21 protein-coding genes and 4 pseudogenes are annotated in these 21,585 nt (G+C 64.6%); 13 read left to right on the top strand and 12 right to left on the bottom strand.

Features of this window, described 5'->3' with window-relative positions:
* The first annotated feature begins 142 nt into the window (after positions 1-142).
* The 5 genes from BHD08_RS06270 (at position 143) to BHD08_RS06250 (ending at position 4,463) form a co-directional block, all read left to right on the top strand.
* Complete coding sequence (locus BHD08_RS06270) at positions 143-1,990, top strand: SLC13 family permease (protein WP_125021181.1); 1,848 nt, start codon at positions 143-145, stop codon at positions 1,988-1,990.
* A 214-nt stretch (positions 1,991-2,204) separates the two neighbouring features.
* A complete protein-coding gene (locus tag BHD08_RS06265) occupies positions 2,205-2,561 on the top strand; it encodes a hypothetical protein (RefSeq protein ID WP_125021180.1) in 357 nt (118 codons plus the stop codon).
* 58 nt (positions 2,562-2,619) lie between these two features.
* On the top strand, positions 2,620-3,351 hold the full coding sequence (locus tag BHD08_RS06260) for a HupE/UreJ family protein (RefSeq protein ID WP_125021179.1): 732 nt from the start codon (positions 2,620-2,622) through the stop codon (positions 3,349-3,351).
* A gap of 12 nt (positions 3,352-3,363) precedes the next feature.
* The gene (locus BHD08_RS06255) at positions 3,364-4,044 is read left to right on the top strand and encodes a transmembrane anchor protein (RefSeq protein ID WP_125021178.1); all 681 of its coding nucleotides are present in this window, start codon (positions 3,364-3,366) and stop codon (positions 4,042-4,044) included.
* Between the two features lie 68 nt (positions 4,045-4,112).
* Positions 4,113-4,463 (top strand): DUF3147 family protein, encoded by a 351-nt coding sequence (locus tag BHD08_RS06250; RefSeq protein ID WP_015276244.1) that lies wholly within the window; start codon positions 4,113-4,115, stop codon positions 4,461-4,463.
* A 51-nt stretch (positions 4,464-4,514) separates the two neighbouring features.
* Here the strand turns inward: BHD08_RS06250 and BHD08_RS23460 are convergent, their stop codons facing one another.
* Complete coding sequence (locus BHD08_RS23460; protein WP_375708242.1) at positions 4,515-5,222, bottom strand: methyl-accepting chemotaxis protein; 708 nt, start codon at positions 5,220-5,222, stop codon at positions 4,515-4,517.
* Positions 5,223-5,420: 198 nt separating this feature from the next.
* Positions 5,421-5,501 (bottom strand): annotated as a pseudogene (locus BHD08_RS23455) (hypothetical protein); the annotation flags it as partial.
* Between the two features lie 1,387 nt (positions 5,502-6,888).
* Between BHD08_RS23455 and BHD08_RS06240 the strand changes: the two are divergent.
* Together BHD08_RS06240 and BHD08_RS06235 are read left to right on the top strand one after the other, a co-directional pair.
* Positions 6,889-8,115 (top strand): MFS transporter, encoded by a 1,227-nt coding sequence (locus BHD08_RS06240; RefSeq protein WP_125021176.1) that lies wholly within the window; start codon positions 6,889-6,891, stop codon positions 8,113-8,115.
* A 129-nt stretch (positions 8,116-8,244) separates the two neighbouring features.
* Complete coding sequence (locus tag BHD08_RS06235; protein WP_125021175.1) at positions 8,245-9,192, top strand: alpha/beta hydrolase; 948 nt, start codon at positions 8,245-8,247, stop codon at positions 9,190-9,192.
* A gap of 107 nt (positions 9,193-9,299) precedes the next feature.
* On the opposite strand, the pseudogene BHD08_RS23450 reads toward BHD08_RS06235, so the two are convergent.
* Both BHD08_RS23450 and BHD08_RS23445 read right to left on the bottom strand, forming a co-directional pair.
* Positions 9,300-10,298: pseudogene (locus tag BHD08_RS23450) on the bottom strand (methyl-accepting chemotaxis protein); the annotation flags it as partial.
* Positions 10,299-10,430: 132 nt separating this feature from the next.
* A pseudogene (locus BHD08_RS23445) lies at positions 10,431-10,868 on the bottom strand (methyl-accepting chemotaxis protein); the annotation flags it as partial.
* A 521-nt stretch (positions 10,869-11,389) separates the two neighbouring features.
* Here BHD08_RS23445 and BHD08_RS06225 point away from each other — a divergent pair.
* Positions 11,390-11,740: a DUF6746 family protein gene (locus BHD08_RS06225; protein WP_125021173.1), complete on the top strand. Its 351-nt coding sequence runs from the start codon at positions 11,390-11,392 to the stop codon at positions 11,738-11,740.
* 11 nt (positions 11,741-11,751) lie between these two features.
* Here the strand turns inward: BHD08_RS06225 and BHD08_RS06220 are convergent, their stop codons facing one another.
* Entirely contained in the window at positions 11,752-12,177 is a 426-nt protein-coding gene (locus BHD08_RS06220) for a 3-isopropylmalate dehydratase (protein WP_125021172.1), read from the bottom strand.
* 109 nt (positions 12,178-12,286) lie between these two features.
* Here BHD08_RS06220 and BHD08_RS06215 point away from each other — a divergent pair, with 109 nt between their 5' ends.
* The gene (locus tag BHD08_RS06215) at positions 12,287-13,126 is read left to right on the top strand and encodes an AraC family transcriptional regulator (protein WP_125021171.1); all 840 of its coding nucleotides are present in this window, start codon (positions 12,287-12,289) and stop codon (positions 13,124-13,126) included.
* Here the strand turns inward: BHD08_RS06215 and BHD08_RS06210 are convergent.
* From BHD08_RS06210 to BHD08_RS06200, 3 genes are all read right to left on the bottom strand, one after another.
* Positions 13,123-13,710, bottom strand: a complete 588-nt coding sequence (locus BHD08_RS06210; RefSeq protein ID WP_015276236.1) for a LysE family translocator — start codon at positions 13,708-13,710, stop codon at positions 13,123-13,125. The genes BHD08_RS06215 and BHD08_RS06210 overlap by 4 nt on opposite strands.
* A 79-nt stretch (positions 13,711-13,789) precedes the next feature.
* Positions 13,790-13,999: a hypothetical protein gene (locus BHD08_RS06205; RefSeq protein WP_015276235.1), complete on the bottom strand. Its 210-nt coding sequence runs from the start codon at positions 13,997-13,999 to the stop codon at positions 13,790-13,792.
* A gap of 55 nt (positions 14,000-14,054) precedes the next feature.
* Entirely contained in the window at positions 14,055-14,264 is a 210-nt protein-coding gene (locus BHD08_RS06200; RefSeq protein WP_015276234.1) for a hypothetical protein, read from the bottom strand.
* A 170-nt stretch (positions 14,265-14,434) separates the two neighbouring features.
* On the opposite strand from BHD08_RS06200, the pseudogene BHD08_RS23440 reads away from it, so the two are divergent.
* The 4 genes and pseudogenes from BHD08_RS23440 to BHD08_RS06185 form a co-directional block, all read left to right on the top strand.
* Positions 14,435-15,559: pseudogene (locus tag BHD08_RS23440) on the top strand (Cache 3/Cache 2 fusion domain-containing protein); the annotation flags it as partial.
* Positions 15,560-15,601: 42 nt separating this feature from the next.
* Positions 15,602-16,465, top strand: coding sequence for a methyl-accepting chemotaxis protein (locus BHD08_RS23435; protein ID WP_375708241.1), 864 nt, complete (start codon positions 15,602-15,604; stop codon positions 16,463-16,465).
* A gap of 144 nt (positions 16,466-16,609) precedes the next feature.
* Positions 16,610-17,011 carry a hypothetical protein gene (locus tag BHD08_RS06190; RefSeq protein WP_015276232.1) on the top strand — a complete coding sequence of 134 codons (402 nt, stop codon included), beginning with the start codon at positions 16,610-16,612 and terminating at the stop codon, positions 17,009-17,011.
* A 281-nt stretch (positions 17,012-17,292) separates the two neighbouring features.
* Complete coding sequence (locus BHD08_RS06185; RefSeq protein ID WP_125021169.1) at positions 17,293-18,558, top strand: DUF445 domain-containing protein; 1,266 nt, start codon at positions 17,293-17,295, stop codon at positions 18,556-18,558.
* A gap of 7 nt (positions 18,559-18,565) precedes the next feature.
* On the opposite strand, the gene BHD08_RS06180 is transcribed toward BHD08_RS06185, so the two are convergent.
* The 4 genes from BHD08_RS06180 to BHD08_RS06165 all read right to left on the bottom strand — a co-directional run bounded on the left by BHD08_RS06180 (position 18,566) and on the right by BHD08_RS06165 (position 21,487).
* Positions 18,566-19,204, bottom strand: coding sequence for an ABC transporter ATP-binding protein (locus BHD08_RS06180; RefSeq protein ID WP_125021168.1), 639 nt, complete (start codon positions 19,202-19,204; stop codon positions 18,566-18,568).
* Entirely contained in the window at positions 19,197-19,958 is a 762-nt protein-coding gene (locus BHD08_RS06175) for an ABC transporter permease (protein ID WP_125021167.1), read from the bottom strand. The genes BHD08_RS06180 and BHD08_RS06175 overlap by 8 nt, the downstream gene beginning before the upstream one ends.
* Positions 19,955-20,935, bottom strand: coding sequence for an ABC transporter substrate-binding protein (locus BHD08_RS06170; protein WP_177412641.1), 981 nt, complete (start codon positions 20,933-20,935; stop codon positions 19,955-19,957). The genes BHD08_RS06175 and BHD08_RS06170 overlap by 4 nt, the downstream gene beginning before the upstream one ends.
* A gap of 108 nt (positions 20,936-21,043) precedes the next feature.
* A complete protein-coding gene (locus BHD08_RS06165; RefSeq protein WP_125021166.1) occupies positions 21,044-21,487 on the bottom strand; it encodes an HIT family protein in 444 nt (147 codons plus the stop codon).
* Positions 21,488-21,585 lie beyond the last annotated feature (98 nt).

The raw sequence follows: 21,585 nt of genomic DNA, 5'->3' as shown, positions 1-21,585 counted from the left end.
CCGCAGTCTGTTTATGACAGCCGCATTACCACTGCAGCCAGGTGGGCTGCAGCGCAATACCTCATCTGGTTTCCACTGACATTACCGCCCCGAACGACGGCGCCGACGCGCTGCGAATCGCTGGCGGCGCGGAGAAAAATGCATGACCGGCGAACAGCTGATCGTCTTTGGCGTACTGGCGGCAACGCTGGTGCTGTTCGTCTGGAATCGCTGGCGCTACGACCTGGTCGCCCTCGGCGCGCTGCTCGCCTGTGCGCTGACCGGCGTGGTGCCGGCTGACGAGGTGTTCTCCGGGATCGGCCATCCCGCGGTGATCTCGGTGGCCGCGGTGCTGGTACTCAGCCGCGGACTGCTCAATGCCGGCGTGGTGGACTCGGTGGCGCGGCGCCTGATGCAGGTCGGCGATCGGCCATGGGCGCAGGTCGCCGCGCTGACTGGAATCGTCGCGCTGAGCTCGGGCTTCATGAACAACGTCGGCGCGCTGGCGCTGTTCATGCCGGTGGCGATCTGGATGTCGCGCCAGAGCGGCCGTTCACCCTCGTATCTGCTGATGCCGCTGGCGTTCGGTTCGCTGCTGGGCGGCACCCTGACGCTGATCGGCACCCCGCCGAACCTGATCATCGCCGGTTACCGCGCCGAAGCAGGCGAGGCCCCTTTCGGCATGTTCGCCTTTCTTCCGGTGGGCGCCGCGGTGACGGTCGCCGGCGTGCTGTTCATCGCGGTGCTCGGCTGGCGGCTGGTGCCGCGGCGGCAGGAACAGGAAGGCAACGGCGATCTGTTCGAGATCAGCGCCTACCTCACCGAAGTGCGCGTGCCGGAAAGCTGCAAATACGCCGGGCGCACCCTGCACGCACTGATCAATGCGGTGAAGGACGAGGCCGATGTGCAGGTGATTGCTCTGGTACGCGGCGACGAACGCCAGCGCATGCCGTCCACCTACGAGGTGCTGCGCGAGGGTGACATCCTGCTGGTGGAAGCCGACTCGGACAGCCTCAAGGCGCTGCTCGACGTCACCGGTGTCGAGCTGGCGGCCAATGTTGACGAGCAGGAGAAAAAGGCACAGAACGAGCAGGAGGCCACCGAACAGGCGCTCGAAGACGAGAAGACCGAAAAGAATCACAAGAGTAGGCACGGCGAGCTGACCTTGGCCGAAGCCATCATTTCACCCGGCTCGATACTGGTCGGCACGACCGCCAGCGGCCTCGACCTGCGTGAGCGCCACGGCGTCAACGTGCTGGCCGTCGCCCGTCAGGGACAGCGGCTGCGCCAGCGGCTCGGCCAGATCCGCTTCGCCGCCGGCGACATCCTGCTGCTGCAGGCCCGCGAAAACGCGCTGCAATCAAGCCTGAACAGCCTGGGCTGCCTGCCGCTGGCCTCCCGCGGACTGAGCATCACCACCCCGCGCAATGTACTGCTGGCCAGCGCCATCTTCGCCATCACCCTGGCGGCCATCGCCTTCGGCCTGGTTCCCGCCGCCACCGCGCTAGTTACCGGGGCGTTGGTGATGATCCTGGTCGGGCTGATTCCTCTGGGCGGCATCTACGAAAGTATCGACATGCCCGTCATCGTACTGGTCGCGGCCATGCTGCCGGTCGGCCAGGCGCTGGAAACCAGCGGGGGCTCGCAGCTGATCGCCGAAGCCCTGCTGGGACTGGGCCAGTCGCTGCCGCCAGCCGGGACGCTGGCGCTGCTGATGGTGGCGGTAATGCTGATCTCCAATGTGGTCAACAACGCCGCAGCGGCGGTGCTCGCGGCGCCGGTGGCGATCAGCCTGGCGCGCGGCATGGACGTGTCGGTCGATCCCTTTCTGATGGCCGTGGCGATCGGCGCGTCCTGTGCCTTTCTCACGCCCATCGGCCATCAGTCCAACACGCTGGTGATGGCGCCGGGCGGCTATCGCTTCGGTGACTATTGGCGGCTTGGGCTGCCGCTGTCGATTCTGGTGGTGCTCTGCGCCGTGCCGACGATCCTCTGGATCTGGCCGCTATGAGCAACCGCGGGAATCCCGGTCGTCGAGCGTCTGGTGGGTTCTCAGACTACTACCAAGGCGGAGGGGAAATTCGCCCATTGAGCAATGGCGGCAGATGCAGACAGGCCCGACGATGGCTGCCAGAATCGCGTCGTCCTGACCATGCGCGGCGCGCAATGTCAGGCGAAACGGCATGCCCTGCTCTGCGAGCGACGTCTGCAACACGAGATCGCTGATGATCCGCCCACGCCCCAAGACCCCGCTGGTATCCGCTCTGCTCATCGCCATCCTGATGGGCTGGGGCAGCCACGCACTGTCCTGGCTCAACAGCGTGGCTCAGCATGGTTCCGAGGCCCACTGGCATGACGATCACCAGCATCACACTGCCGGCCATGAGCGGCAGCCCGGCAACTGCACGCTGTGCCAACTGCAGCATGTGCACGTACTGGACGATCACATCCACGAAACCCCTCATCCCGTGTTGTTGCTGAGCCTGTCCGCGCAACCCGAGCGTGCAGACGTGCCGGCCTGGCCGCGCCCTGCGCTACCGGAAAGCCCGGTGTCGCGCATCGAGCGCCCTCCTCGGGCCTAGCCTCGCTCTGATGGCGGTCACCTGCGGTGACCTGTTCTCACCAGCTCAGGACAATTTCATGCATTCGCAATCCTTGCGCGGGCTCGCTGCGTTCTACGCACGCCTGCGCCACTCGCTGCTGCCGGTTTTCGGCATGCTGCTGTTCTTCCTCGCGTCCGACGCACTCGCCCATGGCGTGGCCGAAGGCGACAAGGGCTTCATCCAGGAAAGCTCGGGCGTGATGCTGCTGCCGTTCATTTACATGGGCGCCAAGCACATGATCACCGGCTACGATCACCTGCTGTTTCTCTTCGGGGTGATTTTCTTTCTCTACCGGCTCAAGGATGTCGCGCTCTACGTCACCCTGTTCGCGGTCGGCCACTCGGTCACGCTGCTGTTGGGCGTACTGACCGAGATCAGCGTCAGTGCCTACCTGATCGACGCCATCATCGGCTTTTCGGTCGTCTACAAGGCCCTGGACAACCTTGGCGCCTTCGAGCGCTGGTTCGGCTATCAGCCTGATACACGGGCGGCCACGCTGGTGTTCGGCCTGATCCATGGCTTCGGCCTCGCGACCAAGATTCTCGAGTACGAGATTGCCGCCGATGGCCTGATCCCGAACCTGATCGCCTTCAACGTCGGCGTCGAGATCGGCCAGCTACTGGCGCTGAGCGCCATTCTCATTGCCATGGGTTATTGGCGGCGCACCGCCGGCTTCTGGCGCCATGCCTATACCGCCAACGTCGCCATGATGAGCGCCGGTTTCCTCTTGATGGGTTACCAGCTCACCGGCCTGATCGTGTCCCAGTAAGGAATTTTTCGTATGTACAACAACCATCGACCCGACCTGACCGAACTGCCCAGCAGCGGTCAGCTATTGCGCTCCACCATCATTGCCCTGATCGCCGCCGGCGTGCTGCTGGTAACCGTGGTGATGCCCGCCGAGTACGCCATCGACCCGACCGGTGCCGGCCGCCTTCTGGGCCTTACCCAGATGGGTGAGCTGAAACACACCCTGGCCGAGGAGGCTGCCGCTGAAGCGCGACCACCGGCCGTCGCGGCACCGGCTGGATCTGCCGAGGCTACACCCGCCGAAGAAACGCCCGCAGTGGCACAGGCCGAGCCGGCTTCAGCTGCAGCACCGGTACCTGCCAAACCGGAACAGCCAAAAGTGGCCACCCAGCAGCATGAGGTGAATCTGACCCTGAAGCCCAACCAGGCCACCGAAATCAAGCTGGAGATGAAGGAAGGCGCCAAGGCGAACTTCCACTGGACGGCCAACGGTGGACGCCTCAACTACGACACCCACGGCGATCCCTACAAGGCGCCGAAGGGCTTCTACCACGGCTATGGCAAGGGCAAGAACACACCGGAACAGAAGGGTGAACTGGTCGCCGCGTTCGACGGCAAGCACGGCTGGTTCTGGCGAAACCGCACCAATGAGACGGTGAAACTCACCCTGCGCACCGACGGTGAGTACATCACCATCGAACAGGTGTTCTGAGCTCAGCGCAAAACAGCGCAGCACCGACCAAGCACGGCCGGTGCTGCGGCTTTGTACGGGAGAAACTCATGTCCTGGATCATCACCAAGTACGCGCTGACCGCCGCCATGGTGGTACTGGTTTCGGAAGCGGCCAAGCGCAGCGACAAGTTCGGCGGTTTCATCGCCGCCCTGCCGCTCATTACCATTCTTACGCTGATCTGGCTGTACCTGGAAAATCAGTCGCCGGAGAAGATCGCCAACCACGCCCGGTATACCTTCTGGTATGTCCTGCCGACCTTGCCGATGTTCCTGGCGTTTCCGCTGCTGCTTCCGCGGCTGGGCTTCTGGTTGGCGTTGCTGACAAGCGCTGTCATCACCGTCGTCTGCTTTGGTCTGTTCACGCTGCTCATGCGCCCGTTTGGGGTGGAGCTGCTGTAACAGCCCAGTGACCTCGACGGCACCAGGCGGCGCCGTCGAACAGGCTGGTGCTCAGCCAGCCTTGAAGCGGCTGACATTGTCCAGCAGGGTGCCGGCCAGATCACTGAGACGGCTGGCGGTGTGGTGGTTGGTGCCCACCGCCTCGCCATTCTCCTCGGCCATGCGCGCGATGGTCGTCACCTGCTGAGCGATTTCGGCGGATGCCGCGCTCTGCTCACGCAGCGCATTGGAAATCTCCGCGACAGTGGACAGTACCTGGTTGGCCGCCTCACGAATGCCACCCATGGCCTCGCCGGCGCGCTGCGCGCGGGCGACACCCTCGTTGACCTTGGCAACGCCCTGCTCCATGCCCTGCACCGCACCTTCGGTGCCCTGCTGAATGGCCGAAACCATCTGCGCGATTTCCTTGGTGGAATTGGCGGTACGCTCGGCCAGCTTGCGCACCTCGTCAGCCACCACGGCAAAACCACGCCCCTGATCGCCCGCCCGCGCGGCCTCGATCGCCGCGTTCAGCGCCAGCAGGTTGGTCTGTGCGGCGATATCGCCGATCACCCCGACGATGGCGGAGATCTGCCCGGAACGCTCGCCCAGCTCGGCGACGGTGCGCGCCGAGTCGCCTACCGATATGGCGATCTGGCTGATTTCCTCGACTACGGCCGCAACGATTTCGCCGCCCTGGCGTGACAGTTCACCGGAGCGATTGGCCAGTGCATCGGCCTCACCGGCGTTGCGCGCGATGCTCTCGATGCCAACGGTCATCTGCTCCACTGCAGCCGCCATGCTCGATGCCGCATCGCTCTGGCACTGCGAGGCGACATGAATCTGCCCCGAAGCGGTCGCCAGGCTGCGCGCCGAGTCGGCGACGTGGTCGGAGTTGCTCTTGATGCTGCCGATCAACTGGCGCATCGCCTCGGCCATGTCATTGAAACTTCCAGCCACGTAACGCAGCTCGTCCCGCGCGGCCAGCTGGATGTGCGCAGTGAGATCGCCGGCGGCGAGCCGCTCGCTGCCGTCGCGCAGGCTGCGAATGCTGGTCATCACCGACAGGTAGGCGCCCACCGAGAGATAGCCGATCACCGCCAGTACCACCAGCAGCATGGCGAGGTTGCCGAGCAGCATCTGCCGCGCGTCGTCGATGCGCTGCTGCAGCAATTGGTCCAGGCTCGGCAGCAGCACGTCGTACATCTGCGTGTAGCCGATGCCGATCGCTTCGGTGGTCATGTCGAAGAACTGCGCCGACGAGGTGCTGCTGAAATCGCCACGCACCACCATGCCCTGCACCACCCGGTCGACCGCTTCGCCGCGCTCACGCAGGGTCGCCACCGCGCGGTTGAGCTGCGTCTGCAGCTCCGGTCGCTGGGCGATGACCTTTTCCATACTGCGTTCCATCTCCACCGTGGCCGAACGGATCTCCTCGGTCACGACGATCAACGCCGTGCGCTGCTCATCGCTGATTTCGCCCCGGGCCAGCATGGCCGACGCACTGCCGCGCAGACGGCCCAAGCGTTCGATGAGAAACGGCAGGCGGTTGACCGCGGTGGTCATGAGGTAATAGGTCTGCGGCTCCGGATCGAAAGTCAGGCCGTAAGCATCGGAGAGCAGCGTCTGAAAATTCAGCAGCTCGCCGATCAGTGCGGTATGCGCCTGATAGCTCTGCAGCTGCGACCAACCCTGCACGCTGCGCTTGATCTCGTCCCAGCCGCGGCTGATGTCCTGCCATTCGCGCATGGCGCGCTTGTCCTCGGCCAAGGTGCGGTTCATTTCCGCGACGGCCGCATCGACGCTGGCTTGCAGGGCGGTTCGGCGATCGGCCATGGCCACATTGCCGCCCAACAATATCGCCGATACGCCGCGATGCTGCTGGGTCAACTCGACGAGCTTGGACAGCGGCCGCGCCAGGGCGGACGCCACCAGTTCGTTCTCGGCACGCTCGATGGTGCGGTTGAGCTGACTGGCGATGGTCCACATCAGGCTGGCGAAGGCGAGAAACACCAACAAGCCGATCAAAGCGAACTTGCTCGGATAGTTGAGACGGTTCATCAGCAGTTCAGCTGGGGAAAACAGGAGTTTCATCGGACATTCCTGAATGATGCGAGGTGCTGCAGAGGCCGATCGACTTCATGGCGCCCAGATGCGGGACGGAGGCTGGCGCGCGATCAAATCGATATGAGATGTGCCGCGCAAAATACGGATCCGACCCGACGGTCACCCTGACCATAATCAAGATCGGAGGCCAAAAAATCGACGCCACCCAGCCGCCTATCAATTCAACTGCCGAAGCGCTCGACGCTTTTCTTCATGGCAGACGAACTCCGCTGCTTCGACGCAATCCCACCTCCCTGTGTTTGTCCTTCTTCTGCGGTAGGGCTTTACCAATTCCCGCAAGCGTGAATAATGCCGCCCCTTTTGACGAGATGAGGTAACCATGACGGCGCCAGCCACTGCAGCGACTCCGCCCCTTTCTGCTCGCGCCGTGCTGTTGCTCGAACTGGCACTGGCCATGGGCGGTTTTGCCATCGGCACCGGCGAGTTCGCCATCATGGGCCTGATGCCTGACGTGGCCGAAGGCCTAGGCATCAGCGAGCCCCAGGTCGGCAACGTCATCAGCACCTATGCGCTGGGCGTAGTGGTGGGCGCACCGTTGCTGGCGATCCTCGGTTCACGGCTGTTTCGCCGGCACCTGCTGTTGCTGCTGATGGGCTTCTTCGCCCTGGGCAATTTCGCCAGCGCACTGGCGCCGGACTACTCGACGCTGATGATCTTCCGCTTCATCACCGGCCTGCCCCACGGTGCCTATTTCGGCGTGGCGATGCTGGTGGCCGCGTCCATGGTGCCGCCGGACAAGCGCGCCCAGGCCGTGGCCCGCGTGCTGATGGGCCTGACCGTGGCAATCCTGATCGGCAACCCGCTGGCCACCTGGCTCGGCCAATGGGCGAGCTGGCGCTATGCGTTCGCCCTGGTCGGCGCCATCGCCCTGCTTACGGTGCTGTTGGTGGCGCTATTCCTGCCGCTGAACCGCGACGAGCCACGCAACAGCCCATTGCACGAAATCCGCGCCTTCAACCGGCCGCAGGTCTGGCTGGCGCTGGCAATCAGCTCGATCGGTTTCGCCGGGATGTTCTGCGTGTTCAGCTACATGGCACCCACGCTGCTGGAAGTAACCGGCGTCAGTGCCGGCTGGATACCTTTTGCCCTTGCCGCGTTCGGCCTCGGCGGCATCGTCGGCAACCTGGTTGGCGGCTGGCTGTTCGATCGGCTGCGCTTCAAGGCGGTCGCCTGGCTGCTGCTGTGGAGCGCGCTGGTGCTATTGGTATTCCCGCTGGCCGCGCACTCGGTGTGGACGATCTTTCCGGCGGTGTTTGCGGTGGGCACCATGGTCTCGCTGTCGCCCGCGCTGCAGACCCATCTGATGGATGTCGCCGCGGATGCCCAGACCCTGGCAGCCGCCTCCAATCACGCCGCCTTCAATGTCGCCAATGCGCTTGGGCCCTGGCTCGGCGGGCTGGCGATCACCGCCGGTTTCGGCTGGACGTCCACCGGCTATATCGGTGCCGCCACTGCCGTGGGCGGCCTGCTGGTGTTCGCCTGGGCCTGGAAGATCGAGCGCACCGTGCGGGAAGCCGAGGCAGGTCCGGCCGCCTGCTGCTCCTGATGAAATGCTGGCCATCCGCTGACCGCTGCCGTGGCGCGCAACATGCAGTAATCAGACAGGCGAGGAGTCGTCTTGCAGATCATTCGGCAAGCGGGTCCTATTCATAGCCCCTGATTCGAGACCCTGACCTTGCAGCGCTTCTTCCTGTTTCGCAGCAAAGCCCGCCGGCTCTGCCTGTTGCTCATCGCCCTGTTCGCCGTTGGCCTGCCGGTGGGTTGCTCGGTGCTCGAACAGAAAGAACGCGAGCTGGTGTTCCGCATCGAACCGGGCACCGCGTCCTGGTTCAGCGGCCTGCCGCGCGGCATCGAAGAGTTGCAGCTGACTGACTCGGCGTTCGGCGACCAGCAGAACATCCACGCCTGGTGGTGGCCGGCCGCCGAAGCCGATGCGCCCGCCCTGCTCTACCTGCACGGCGTGCGCTGGAACCTCACCGGCCATCTGTTCCGCCTGGAGCAGCTGCGCGCACTGGGCTTTTCAGTGCTGGCCATCGACTACCGCGGCTTTGGCCAGAGCCTTGGCGACCTGCCGTCGGAACGCAGCGTGTATGCCGACGCGCGCATCGGCTGGGAACGCCTGAAGGAATTGCAGCCGGACGCCAGCAAGCGCTTCATCTACGGGCATTCCCTCGGTGGCGCGGTGGCCGTCGACCTGGCAGCGGAGCTGGGCCAGCAGGCCGAACGCGACGATGCACCGGCCGAGGCGCGCGCGCTGATCATCGAGTCGACCTTCACCTCGCTGGCCGACGTAGCGACGGTGGTATCGGATACCACGCTGCCGGTGCGCTGGCTGCTGTCGCAGAAATTCGATTCGCTGGAGAAGATCGACCGCATCGGCATGCCACTACTGGTGGTGCACGGCACCGATGATCGCTATGTGCCGCCGCGTTTCAGCGAGCAGCTGTATGAGGCCGCGCGCCAGCCCAAGCAATTGCTGCTGGTCGAGGGTGCCACCCACAACAACAGCCTGCGCGTGGCACTCGGCGCCTATGGTCGTGCGTTGCAGGCCCTGCTGGAAGCCGGCGAGCAGCAGCTGGGCGCCGCACAACCGGCCCGAGAGGACATTGCCGAGCGCGGTTAACGGACGTCAGCGCTGCGCTTCCAGGCCCACGAACAGCGCCCGGTAAGACTCGTTCGCCGCCCCACCTGGGTGAGTGGCCCAGGTCGGGGGAGGCAACCTCTCTTCGCTTACAGACGGAAGCGCCCGACCAGCTGGTTGAGCTGCGTGGCCAGGCGCGCCAGTTCGTCGCTGGCCACCGAGGTCTGCTGCGCACCGGTGGCGCTCTGCTCGGAGATGTCGCGGATGGCCACCAGGTTGCGATCCACCTCCCGCGCGACCTGCGCCTGTTCCTCGGCGGCGCTGGCAATTACCAGGTTCATCTCGTTGATCTGCCCGACGCGCTCGGCGATCAGCCCCAGCGCCTGATCCGCTTCGCCGGCCATGGTCTGGCTGCGCGAGGCGAATTCGCTGCTCTGCTGCATGTCGCGCACCGATTGATCGGTAGCGCTCTGAATCGCGCCGATCATGCGTTCGATCTCCTGGGTCGAGCTCTGGGTGCGCTGCGCGAGGTTGCGTACCTCGTCGGCGACCACCGCGAAGCCACGTCCGGCCTCACCAGCCCGCGCCGCCTCGATGGCGGCATTGAGGGCGAGCAGATTGGTCTGGTCGGCGATCGCACGAATCACATCCACCACCTGGCCGATGCTCGCCGCCTCCTCGGCCAGCCGGGTCACTGTGCCGGCAGTCTGCTGCAGCTTTTCACTCAGCTGGTCGATGGTCTGCCGCGTGGCGGTCACCTGCCGGCGGCCGTCGTCGGCTACCGTCTCGGCATCGCGCGAGGCATCCGAGGTGCGGTTGGCGTTGCCCGCCACTTCATCCACCGCAGCCGACATCTCGGTGACCGCAGTAGCGGCCATCTGCACTTCTTCGTTCTGCTGATGGATGCCCTGCGCAGTGTGCTGGGTAACCGCGTGCAGCTCTTCGGCGGCGGACGCCAGCTGGGTGGCCGAGCCCTGGATATCCTGCAGCGTATCGCGCAGGGTTTGCTGCATCTGGCGGATCGATTGCTGCACTTCGGTGATCTCGTCCTTGCCGCGACACGCGATGGTGCGGCTCAGATCGCCGGCGGCCACCGATGCGGCGGCCTGCTTCAGCTCCTCCAGCGGCCGGCTGATGCTGCGCAGCAACACCATGGCGAACAGGCCGCCACCAATCAGCAGCGCCAGCAACAGGCCGATATTCAGCACCCGGTTGCGCTCGTACAGTGCCAACGCCTCGTCGTATTCGGCTTTGGCTTCGCCAAGCTGCAGATGAATCAGCTCGCTGAAGCCTTCGGAGATCGGGTCGATCAGCGGGTACAGATCATTGACGACGAACGCGGCCAGGCGCTTCTCGCTGTGACGGTCGAGAATGCGCTCAAGATCGTCGAGCGGAGCGTCGGCAGCTTTCATCAAACCCTCCAGGCGCGTCGCCACCCGGCGTTCGGCTTCGATCAGCTTGGTGCTCATGAAGTCACCCCAGAGACGACGAATCTCGCCGCGCGCATTACGCACATCATCACGAGCCTGTCCGTAGGTGAGCATGCCGCTTCGCGTCTTGTGCGTGGTATCGACGATCTTCACCGCATACAGATCGGCGATCAGCTTGAGGTCGCGCAGCGGTACGACACGGTCGAGATAGACAGTGTTGAGGCCAGCGACGCTGCGCTGCTGTGCATTCAGCCCGGTCAGGCCGATCACCAAGCAGGCGGTCAGCATCGCCCCGACCAGAATCAACAGGCGGGCTCGGATAGTCAGTTGCTGCATCATTCGTTCTTTTCCATATGGCGTGCCGACCCCGGGGCCGGCAAATTGGCAAGTAAGGCATCAATCTCGAATGGTTCATGCCGACGTTGGCTCGCCGGTCTGTAGTTCCTTTGCGGAACCTGCATGCAATGAGATAACGAGGTGCTTTGTTGTTGAATCCCCCGAACGCCTGGTCATCCAATAAAGGCCAGATGCCAGCGCCCCTCAGCTATCGGCTGTGACAGTCGCCTCTTTAGCGAAACCGTTCTGAAACACCTATCCCAGAGCGGTTATTTCAAGAACAGGGACGACCGTAGCAGCGGTCTGGCGGTCGCATAGGAAGACGATCTACGGGCTGGAAAACATTCGGCGATGACCAGTTCCACCCGGCCGCTATGCGACTAATGGCGCAGCGCAGACTGTGCGCTGCTGCACAGCGTCCCGACGAACTGGTGGTACCTTCGCGCCCCACAATTTCCAGCTAGGGACCTGTCGTGAAAACGCTTATTCAGAGCGCCATTCTGGCGCTGACCACCATCGTTGCCGGCCATGCCCTGGCCGACGCCCAGCCATCACGCAACCTGGCCGAGGCGGTGAAGAACTTTTCCGACTACAACAGCCGCCTCGAACAGGCCATGGCGCAGGGCCTGACGCCCGAAAGCATGGCGCAGATCCACGAGCTGACCTACACGCTCAAGGACGCCCTGGAGAAGATCAACGAAGAGATGGATGGCCTGACCGACACCCTCGAGGAGATTCACATCGCCTCGGAAGCCAAGGACGCGGACGAAGTGAAAAGCTACACCAGCGAATACCTGAAGACCGCGCGGACAGTGATCAAGTAATTCGCCGACCATCACGGCTCGACTGGCAGGATGTCGAAGCCGATGCGATTGTCGCTGATCACGCGAAACTCCAGCGTCTGCCCCGCCTGCACCTGCGCCAGCTTCTCGCGGCGCAGGCTGAGCTTGCCGCACAGCGTGTCATCCAGCGGATCGGTGCCGATGCTGACGATGCGCGCGCCGGCCGGCACCTGAAAACGCACCACCTCGCCGACATGAATGCGCGCCGCCAGCTGGCGGTCGATCAGCACGGCGATATAGCAGCCGCCGCCACGCAAGCCGTAATCGCGTGTCACCACCACCTCACCCGCATTCTCCAGCGCCTGCTGATAGGCCAGCACCCGCTCGGCCGGCACCGGAACGATATCCTCGGCATCGGGCTGCCAGGACGAGCAGCCGGCCAGCGAAAGCAGTGCGGCGAAGGCAACGATTGGGCGCATGGGGAACTCCTGTTCGGAAGACGAAACGGCGAGCCGGACGATCGAGCATGCCAGAGCGACGGATGATTGCTAGAGTCAGGTTCCAGTTTTTGACCACGGCGCTCTCAACGTGAACGGTTCGGACGATAGCCAACCCCGCTTCTGGCGCGATGCTGCGCTGCCCTTCCTCGAGGCACGTGCCGTCGCGGACGGGCGCAAGGTCTGCTATGCGCCGCATTGCCATGAGACCTTTTCCATCGGCGCTATCACCGCAGGCGCCAGCACCTACTTCAACGACGACGCCCAGGAACGAATCGCCCGCGGCACGCTGGTGCTGATCAATCCACAGACCGTGCACGCCTGTAACCCCATCGATGGTCGGCCCTGGTCATACCTGATGTTCTACGTCGACGCACGCTGGCTGGGCGCGTTGCAGCATGAGCTGGGCGTCAGTAGCGCCGGTCACTTCATTCCCTACGCATCGATCCAGAGCCTCGACCAGGCGCTGTTCAACGGGCTGACCCAGCTATACGCCACGCTGCACGATCCGCAGGCGGACACGCTGCACAAACAGAGCGCCGCGGTGGAATATTTCACGCTACTGCAGCAGACGCTGGCGCCCGCCCCAACTCAGCCACATGCCGAACCGTTGCAGCAGCTGAGCCGCGCTGCCGACTACATCGCCGAACATTGCACCGAGGCGCTGCGCCTGGAAGACATCTGCCAGGCCGCGGAGCTTTCGCCGTCCTACTTCATCCGCACGTTCAAGCAGCACTACGGCATGACCCCGCATGCTTATCTGCTCAACCGCCGCATCCAGCGCAGCCAGCACTGGCTGCGCGAGGGCCTGGACCTCGCCGAGATCGCGCTGGCTGCAGGCTTTGCCGACCAGGCGCACTTCCAGCGCACCTTCAAGCGCCAGCTGGCCGCAACGCCCGGCCAGTACCGCGACCGGACTGCCCGCAACTAGCCCAGCACGAGATAAAGCGCGCTGCCGGCCAGCAACAACGCCATCGTCCGGTTCAACCAGCGCACCCGCGCAGGCTCCTGCAGGTAGCGACTCAGAAAAGCGCCGGCACCGGCCCAGCAAGCGATCGAGGCATAACAGATCAGGAAGTACAGGGCTGCGAACAGCCAGACCCGCTGCACCTCGCCGTTCGCCGCGAACAGCCCCATGCCGGCAACGGAAGCCAGCCACGCCTTGGGGTTGAGCCATTGCATCAACGCACCCTGCAACAGCGAAGGCCCACTCGCGGCGCCTTCAGGCTGCAGTCGTCCGTCATCGGTCGCCAGCCGCCAGGCCATATACAGCAGGAACGCCACCCCGCCCCACTGGATACCGCGCAGCAATACCGGTGCGCGCTCCAGCAGCTCGTACAAGCCGAGGCCGATGAGCAACAGCAACAGGGTGAAGCCGATGGTTGCGCCGGCAATGTGCCGCCCGCTGGCACGAAAGCCGAAGCGTGCTCCACAGTTCAGCGCCACCAGATTGACCGGCCCCGGAGTGATCGAAGAGGCCAGCGCGAACGCGGCCATCGACAGATAGAGTTCCATAAGTGCTCTGCTCGCCAGTCGAAGGAGGCAGCAGACTAGCGGCGCGCGGCAGTCGCCTTATTGAAGGAAATTGCCCTGGCTACAGATGATGACTGCCGGGGTACGGCCGCTCTTCCTCCAGTTCACCGTCGCGGCCGATGACTTCGACCGATGCCGTACGCCCCTCCATGAAGGCGTCGAGGGCGCTGTACATCTCGTCCTTGGTGAGCGTGCGCAGCACGGTTTCCTGCGATTGCTGGTCTTCCAGCTCCCAGCCCATGTCGGTGGGCCTGACTTGATAGATGTTCATGGCGATTCCTATGGCGCGAGTAGCCCGCTGGCGACGCGGGTCCGAATGGGGATGGCTAGCCCGGCTGGCTGGAGCCGTCGCGCCCCTGGATATCCGGGTCGTCCGGCAGCACTTCTGGCTCGTCGGGGTCATCCAGCGACGATGACTGATCGTCGTCACCGGCGGCCTGGTCGTCGAAATCCGGATCTTCACCGGCATTCTTTTCGCCGCCATCGGTCATGGTTACATCAGGCTCATCGCCTGCTTGCTGATCATCTGGCTTCATGGTCGCCTCGGCTGTCGCGGGTGGGTGACTGATACCGATTGGAGGCGACAAACCACGCAGCGTTCGAATCGCGCGGCACCGGCGGTCTGAAGGTTGCGAACGGCCATTCGGCGACGCTTCACGCTGGCGCCGGCCGCTAAAGCTCCTGGGCAGTTCGCTGATACCCCCTAATGTATCGAGCAGCGTCGTCCCGTCCTTATCAGCTCGGTCAGGAGATCATCTTGCAACAGCCCCGTGCTCAGATCGCCACGCAACTTGGCGTGGCACTTGCGCTCATCCTCGCCGTCGTCATCACCGGCAGCACGCTCTTCGCCCTTCGCTCACTAAACGCGGCCAACCTCAATACCCGCGAACAACATCTAGCCAGCGAAGCTCGGCTACTGGCCGATCAGCTGGCCACCTTCCATGGCACGCTGCGCGAAAATACCCAGCGTCTCAGCGGGCTTTTCGAGAAGCGCTTTACCGATGGATTGCAGCTCGACTCCGAGCAGCGCATCGAGGTCGGCGGCGTCATGACACCAGCGCTCATGCATGAGGGCGCGCCGCTGAACAATGATTTCAGCGTGGTCGACGACTTTCGTGAGATGACCGCCGGTGTCGCCACCGTCTTCGCACGCGACAACGATGACTTCGTGCGGGTCAGCACCTCAGTCACCAAACAGGACGGCAGCCGTGCCATCGGAACCCTGCTGGACCGCCAGCACCCGGCCTATCCGCTACTGCTGAGCGGCAAGCAATACATCGGCCGCGCGTTTCTGTTCGATCGCCACTACATGACCCAGTACACCCCGGTCAAAGACGCCACGGGCCAGGTGACGGCGGTACTTTTCGTCGGTTTCGACTACACCGAGGCACAGCGCGCGCAGTTCGATGGCCTGGCACGCTTTCGCATCGGCGAAAGCGGCTCGCTCGCCCTGCTCGACGAGAAAAAGCAGTGGCTGGTGGCACCGCCGAACCTGAGCCAGCCGGACCAGGCGGCCAACCAGGTCGCCGAGCTGGGCAGCCAGAGCGGCAAGGGCGCTTACTGGACGGATGGCAGCTCCGATATCTACAGCGTCGCGACCCTTTTCGAGGGCGGCCCGTGGACGGTGTTGGCCAGCATGCCTGCCGCAGAAATCCAGGACGTAACCTGGAGCATCGGTTCGCGTCTGGCCATCGGCAACCTGCTGGCGATGATCCTTGCGGTCGCCGCCACCATCTGGCTGCTGCGCCATAAGCTCAAGCCCCTGGCGGCAGTCGTAGAGCAGGCGCAGGCGCTCGGTGCCGGTGATCTCAGCGTGCGTTCGCAGGTACGTAGCAATGACGAGATCGGTCAGCTGGCGGCCAGCTTCAACCGGATGGGTGAAGCGCTATCGGAGATGGTCGCGCGCATCCGCAATGCATCAGGCGAAGTCAGCCAACGTGCGCAACTGCTGGCCGGGCTCTCCAGCGGTGCCAACGAAGGCATGGAGCAGCAGTCCGGTGAAATCACCAGCATGGCCGGTGCGGTCGAAGAGTTCAGTGCCACTTCACTGAACATCGCCGACAACATGCGCGACACCCAGCGCGTGGCCCGCGCCAATGCCGAGCAGACCAGCGTCGGCCGCACCGCCATGGACGAGGCATCCGACGCACTGGCACAGATCGCTACGGCGTTGAGCGGCACGGCCCGCGTGGTAGGGAGCCTCGATCAGCGCTCGCAGGAAATCGGCAGCATCGTTGGCGTGATCACTGCCATTGCCGAGCAAACCAATCTGCTCGCACTCAATGCTGCGATCGAGGCGGCCCGCGCCGGTGAACAGGGCCGTGGCTTTGCCGTGGTCGCCGACGAGGTTCGCAGCCTCGCTTCGCGCACTCGCGAAGCCACCGATCGCATTACCGGAATGATCAGCCAGATCCAGGCGGAAACCGGTAACGCCATGAGCACCATGGAACTCGGCCAACGCCTGATGGATGACGGTCTCGAGCGCAATGCCAAGGTGGCCGCAGCCCTGGCACTTATCGACGAGCAGAGTCGCAGCGCGGACGAGCAATTCAGTGCCATCAGTACCGCCACCCAGGAGCAGAGCAGCACCGCGACCCTGCTGAGCAGCAACCTGCAGAGCATCGCCCTGGCGAATCAGGAACAGCGCGAAGTGGTCGCCAACCTGGCTGGAACCGCCAGCGAGCTGGACAGGTTGGCAGCGGAACTGCGCACGCAGGTCGATCGCTTCCGCGCCTGATGTAGAACCAGGCAACTCAGCCTGTGGCGCCAGCCCTGAGCGGCGCCACAGCTGACGCGCAGGCCTGCGACTACGCTTCCGATTGCACTGCCCGGGCGGCTCAACCACACTGCCCACTCACACCCAACCGCAGTCGGAGATTCCATGCAGACACTCACCCCACAATCCCGCGCGGCCATTCTCGAAAACCCGGAAGCCCTGGAATGCACCCTGTACCGCCCCGACGAATATGACGAGGAAGCGGAAGAGCAGGACCTGGGCGACGCGCGCATCATCATCAGCGGCCCCTTCGAGGCGCCCGCCGAATGGGACGCCAAGGACCGTGACGACTACTTCGACGGCACCGCGCCGGAAGCCTTCGTCGTCGCCCGCATCGCCTGCCAGGCAGCACCTGATTCCGGCGTTTACTTCACTGCCGTGCCCGGCGACTACGCCGCCGTCACGGAGAGCCCGGGCCAGGTATCGATGTTCTACGTCTGGGACTGCCTGAACGATGCCGAAGGCCAGTACGTGCTGATCCGCGAGGAAGAGGACGACGAGGTCTGACACGCCTCGACTGTCACATCCACCGGGCGGTCCGGTGGATGTGGCAATCCCCCTGTCGGATCTGACATGCAAGGGTGGACGACGGCACAGTCCTTTCCACGCGGGCTGCACCGCCAGCGCCGCCAGGTCGCCGAGCGATGCCTTTCGGCAGACCTGCCCCGCCGGCTCGACCGCTTCTCTGCGCCGCACCACGCTTTCGCGCAGGTATCGACTTCTTTACCTTGCTTAGCTGTCTACCTCAAAGACGCAACACTCGCCCACCTTCAACGACGAGGCCCCGCATGCGTTCCATGATCAGCGCCTGGCAGTCACCGGTTTCGCGGATGAAGCTGGTCGCCGGCCTACTGCTGCTGCTGGCCGCCCTGCTCTACATCGTCGCGACACGCTTCGAAGCCAGCCACACGGCGTGGGGCTACGTCGCCTCGTTCGCCGAAGCCGCCATGATCGGCGCGATTGCCGACTGGTTTGCCGTCACCGCTTTGTTTCGCCATCCGCTGGGCCTGCCGATTCCGCACACGGCAATCATCCCGCGTAGCAAGGCACGCATCGGGCAGAACCTGTCCAGCTTTATCACCACGCATTTCCTCGCCACGCCACTGGTGTTGGCCAAGCTGCAGGAACTCGATATCGCCTCGCGCCTGGCCGGCTGGCTACGTCATCCGAGCAATGCCGAAGCGGTCGGCCGCCGGCTCACCGGCATCGCCCATTTCGGCATCGCCGCGCTGCATGACGAGCGCGTACGCGCCTTCGTCGAAGCCAAGGTGACCACGCGGCTGCGCAAGTTCGACCTCTCCACACCGCTGGCCCAGGCCTTGCGCGTATTGACCAGCCAGGGCCGGCATCAGGCGATGCTCGACGAGTTGCTGATCCGCCTCGATTCGATCATGCAGGACGAGGAAACCCGCGCCCTTGTGGCCGATGCCATCAGCCGGGAAATCCGCACTCTGCGTTATCTGGGCCTGAGCCGGCCGGTGAGCGGCTGGTCGGCGAACAAGTTCGTCGACGGTCTGTCCGCGCTGATCGCCGAGATCGCTGCCGACCCCGAGCACCTGATCCGCCAGCGCTTCGACGAGCATGTCAGCGAATACATCGAGCGCCTCGAACAGGACCCGCAATACGCCCTGGAGGTCGAACGCATCCTCGCGCAGCTCTTGGAGCACCCGGCCACCAGCGCCTATTTCGGCAACCTCTGGCAGGAACTCACCGCCTGGCTGGAGAGCGATCTGGCCAGCGACGACTCGCGCATTGGCCGGCGCATCGTCAGCCTCTGCCGCGGCCTCGGTGACGGCCTGGCGGCGGACGAATCCATGCGCAACTGGATCAACGAGCAATTGCTGGCCGCCGCGCCCGGCCTGCTGGAGCGCTATCGCGGGCAGATCGGCGCCTATATCGCGCAGCGGGTGGAGAACTGGGAAAGCCGCGAGATGGTCGAGCAGCTGGAACAGAGCGTCGGCAAGGACCTGCAGTACATCCGCATCAACGGCACCCTGGTTGGCGGGCTGGTCGGTTTGGCGCTGCATGCGCTGACGCAGCTGCTGGCCGGCTGAATGCCGCTCAGGCGCGGCGCTCGCTCAGCTGACTGAGACTGACGGCGCTGCCGAGCGGCTCATCGCCGCGCAAGGTCGCCGGGGCGCCGCTCAGGTACCACAAACGATTGGCCAGATCGTCGGCATCACGCGGATCGTGGGTCACGCAGATCATCGCCATGCCCGGGTGCCGGTCCAGCAGGCGGGCGATCAGGCCGCGCAGCTCGGCGGCGCGCTCGGCATCCAGCGAGGCGAAGGGTTCGTCGAGCAGCAACAGATCCGGCTTGATCGCCAGGCAGCGCGCCAGTGCCGCCCTGCGCGCCATGCCCAGCGAGAGCTGATCCGGCAGGCTGTCAGCCGCACCACTCAGCCCGACCTCGGCCAGCAGCCGCTCGATCTCCGCTGCGTCCGCGCCGACCAGCGCCAGGTTCTGCCGCACCGTGCGCCACGGCAGCAGACGATGCTCCTGAAACAGGTAGCCGACGCGCAAACCGGCGCGCAGCTCGATCATCGGCTGCAGCTGCGGATCGAGTCCGGCGATGCCGTTGAGCAGCGTGGTCTTGCCGACACCGGACGGCCCGAGCAGACAGATGCGATCGCCTTCGCGCACCTGCACATCGATCACGCCCAGCACGGGATGACGGCCATCCAGGCGCAGCTCAAGCATGGCGTACACCCGCTTCGCGCCAGGACGATGCGCGCCGCTCCAGCGGCTGCAACAGCGCCAGTTCGATCAGCTGGACTACGGCGATGAACGCCAGGCTGTAGGCGAGGATGCTCGCCACGTCGAACACCTGAAAGGCCATATGCAGTTGAAAGCCGATGCCATCCGAGCGACCGAGCAGCTCGACCACCAGCACGATCTTCCAGATCAGCGCCAGCCCACCGCGGGTGGCGGCCATCAGGTAAGGAAACAGCTGCGGCAGCCAGACATGGCTGATCCGCTGCCAGCGGGTGAAGCGGTAGACCAGGGCCATCTGTTCCAGCTTGGGATCGATACTGCGGGCGCCCTCGCGCACGGTGACGGCCACGTTCGGCACCTTGTTGATCACCACCGCCAGCACCGCCGCGGCTTCGACCAGGCCGAACCAGACATAGAGCAGGATGATGGTGACCAGCGCCGGCAGGTTGAGAAACAGCACCAGCAGCGGATCGAGCACGGCATTGGCCAGCCGCGAGCGGCCCATCCACACGCCGAGCAACGTGCCCAGCGCCATCGCCAGCACGAAGGCGAACAGCACTCGGCGCAGGGTAACCAGCAGATGTTCCGGCAGCTCGCCGCTCCGTGTGGCCTGCCAGAAGGTGTCGAGCACGGCGGCCGGGCTCGGCAGCAGCGGCGTCTGCACCACCAGCGCAATCAGCGTCCAGAGCGCCACCGCGCATGGCAGGGCGATCCAGCAGGCCCAGCGCGAGCCGTTCATGGCGTGCTCTGGAACGACGCGGCCGGCATCAGTTTCGCCGGATCGGCACCGGTGAGAGTCAGCAGCCGCTGCAGGTCGGCGATACGCGGCTCATCCAGCGGCTGCGGGATGCCGGCAACGAAACTGTCGCGCAGCGCGGCGAACACGCCATCCTCGTCGGCGCGCATCAGCGGCCGCAGCGCCTGCCAGTGCGCGGGCTCGCTGGCGAGCTGGTGCTTGGTCTGGCCCAACGCCGTGGCGAAGCGCTGTACCAGCTCTTCATGCTCGACAGCCCAGGTTTCCGGGAACAGATAGCCGAGCACCGGCAGGTGGGGATCAAGCTCCAATGATCGGAGCAGATCATCGAGACCGAACGCCACCTGCACTCCACCCTCGCCACGCATACGCGCGGAGAAGTGCCAGAAGGTCAGCAGCGCATCCACCTGATCGCGGCGCAGGGCCTGGCTGAGCAGAGGCGGCGCGGCGTATTGAACAGTCGCCTGTCTGGCCAGATCGATTCCGCTCTTGGCCGCGGCATGCTGCAGCAGCAGCCAACCCAGCCCGTCCGGCCCGCCGGCGACGCCGATGCGTTTGCCGCGCAGGTCGTTGAGGGTGCGGATGGCGCTGCCTTCGGGCACCAGCACTTCGCCGATCTGCGAGGAAAACGGCAGGTAGCGGTAGGCCGTGCCAGCCTGATAGCGCGCCTGTGCCCAGAGCAGATCGCTCACCGCGCCGTCAACGCTGCCACTGGTCAGCGCCAGTCGCGAGGCCGGCACATCCGCCACCAGCCGCACCTTCAGCTCAAAGCCGTTGGCGCGGTCCAGCCCCTGACGCTTTAGATGTTCCAACTCCCAGTGCGGCGTGCCGAACTGCAGCACGCTGAGGGTCAGCACCGGCAGCTCCTGCGCCTGCGCCCACAGGGGCAGCAGCACAAGCGCCAATAGCGCACGGCGAGTACGCAGAATGAACGGGGTGAGGAAGGGCAATGAAAGCATCATGCCCGCAGGGTACGAAGCCCCCAGGCGGGCACGAATTGTACTTTGGTGTCTGTTGATTGCTGCGATGGTCGCAGCAGGCTTGACCCCGCCACGACATCGCAGCCTGGTTCAGCCTTGCGTGGCGATCCGCTGCTGCAAGCGCGCCTGGAGCTTTTCCAGATCGGCCGGATCGGCCTTGCCGGCGGCGTGGATACCGAGCCCTTCGCCCGAGTAGCGCGGCACGATATGCACGTGGATGTGGAACACCGTCTGCCCCGCCGGCGCGCCATTGAACTGCGCGACCTGCACACCATCCGGCTGCAATTCGTCGACGAGCACCCGAGTGAGCTTCTGCACCACGGCCATGACCTTGGCCAGCGCTTCGGTATCCACATCGAGGATGTTGCAGGCCGCCGAGCGCTTGGGGATTACCAGCGTGTGGCCGAAGGACTGCGGGAACAGATCGAGGAAGGCCAGTACATCGTCATCCTCGTAGAGCTTGTAGCAGGGCGCATCGCCACGAATGATCTGGGCGAAGATGTTCTGCGGGTCATAGGACGTAGTCAGGGACACCTGGAGTTCTCCGGCAAGTGGAAAAGGCAACCTTAGCATTCTCCGCACGGCTGCGACCGGTGCAGCGATGCTTCGGAACGTTGCGGGCCTGGCGGCGC

Source organism: Pseudomonas sp. SCT (genome assembly GCF_003864275.1).
Lineage (GTDB): Bacteria > Pseudomonadota > Gammaproteobacteria > Pseudomonadales > Pseudomonadaceae > Stutzerimonas > Stutzerimonas stutzeri_AE.
This window is presented reverse-complemented; position numbering and strand designations above follow the sequence as displayed.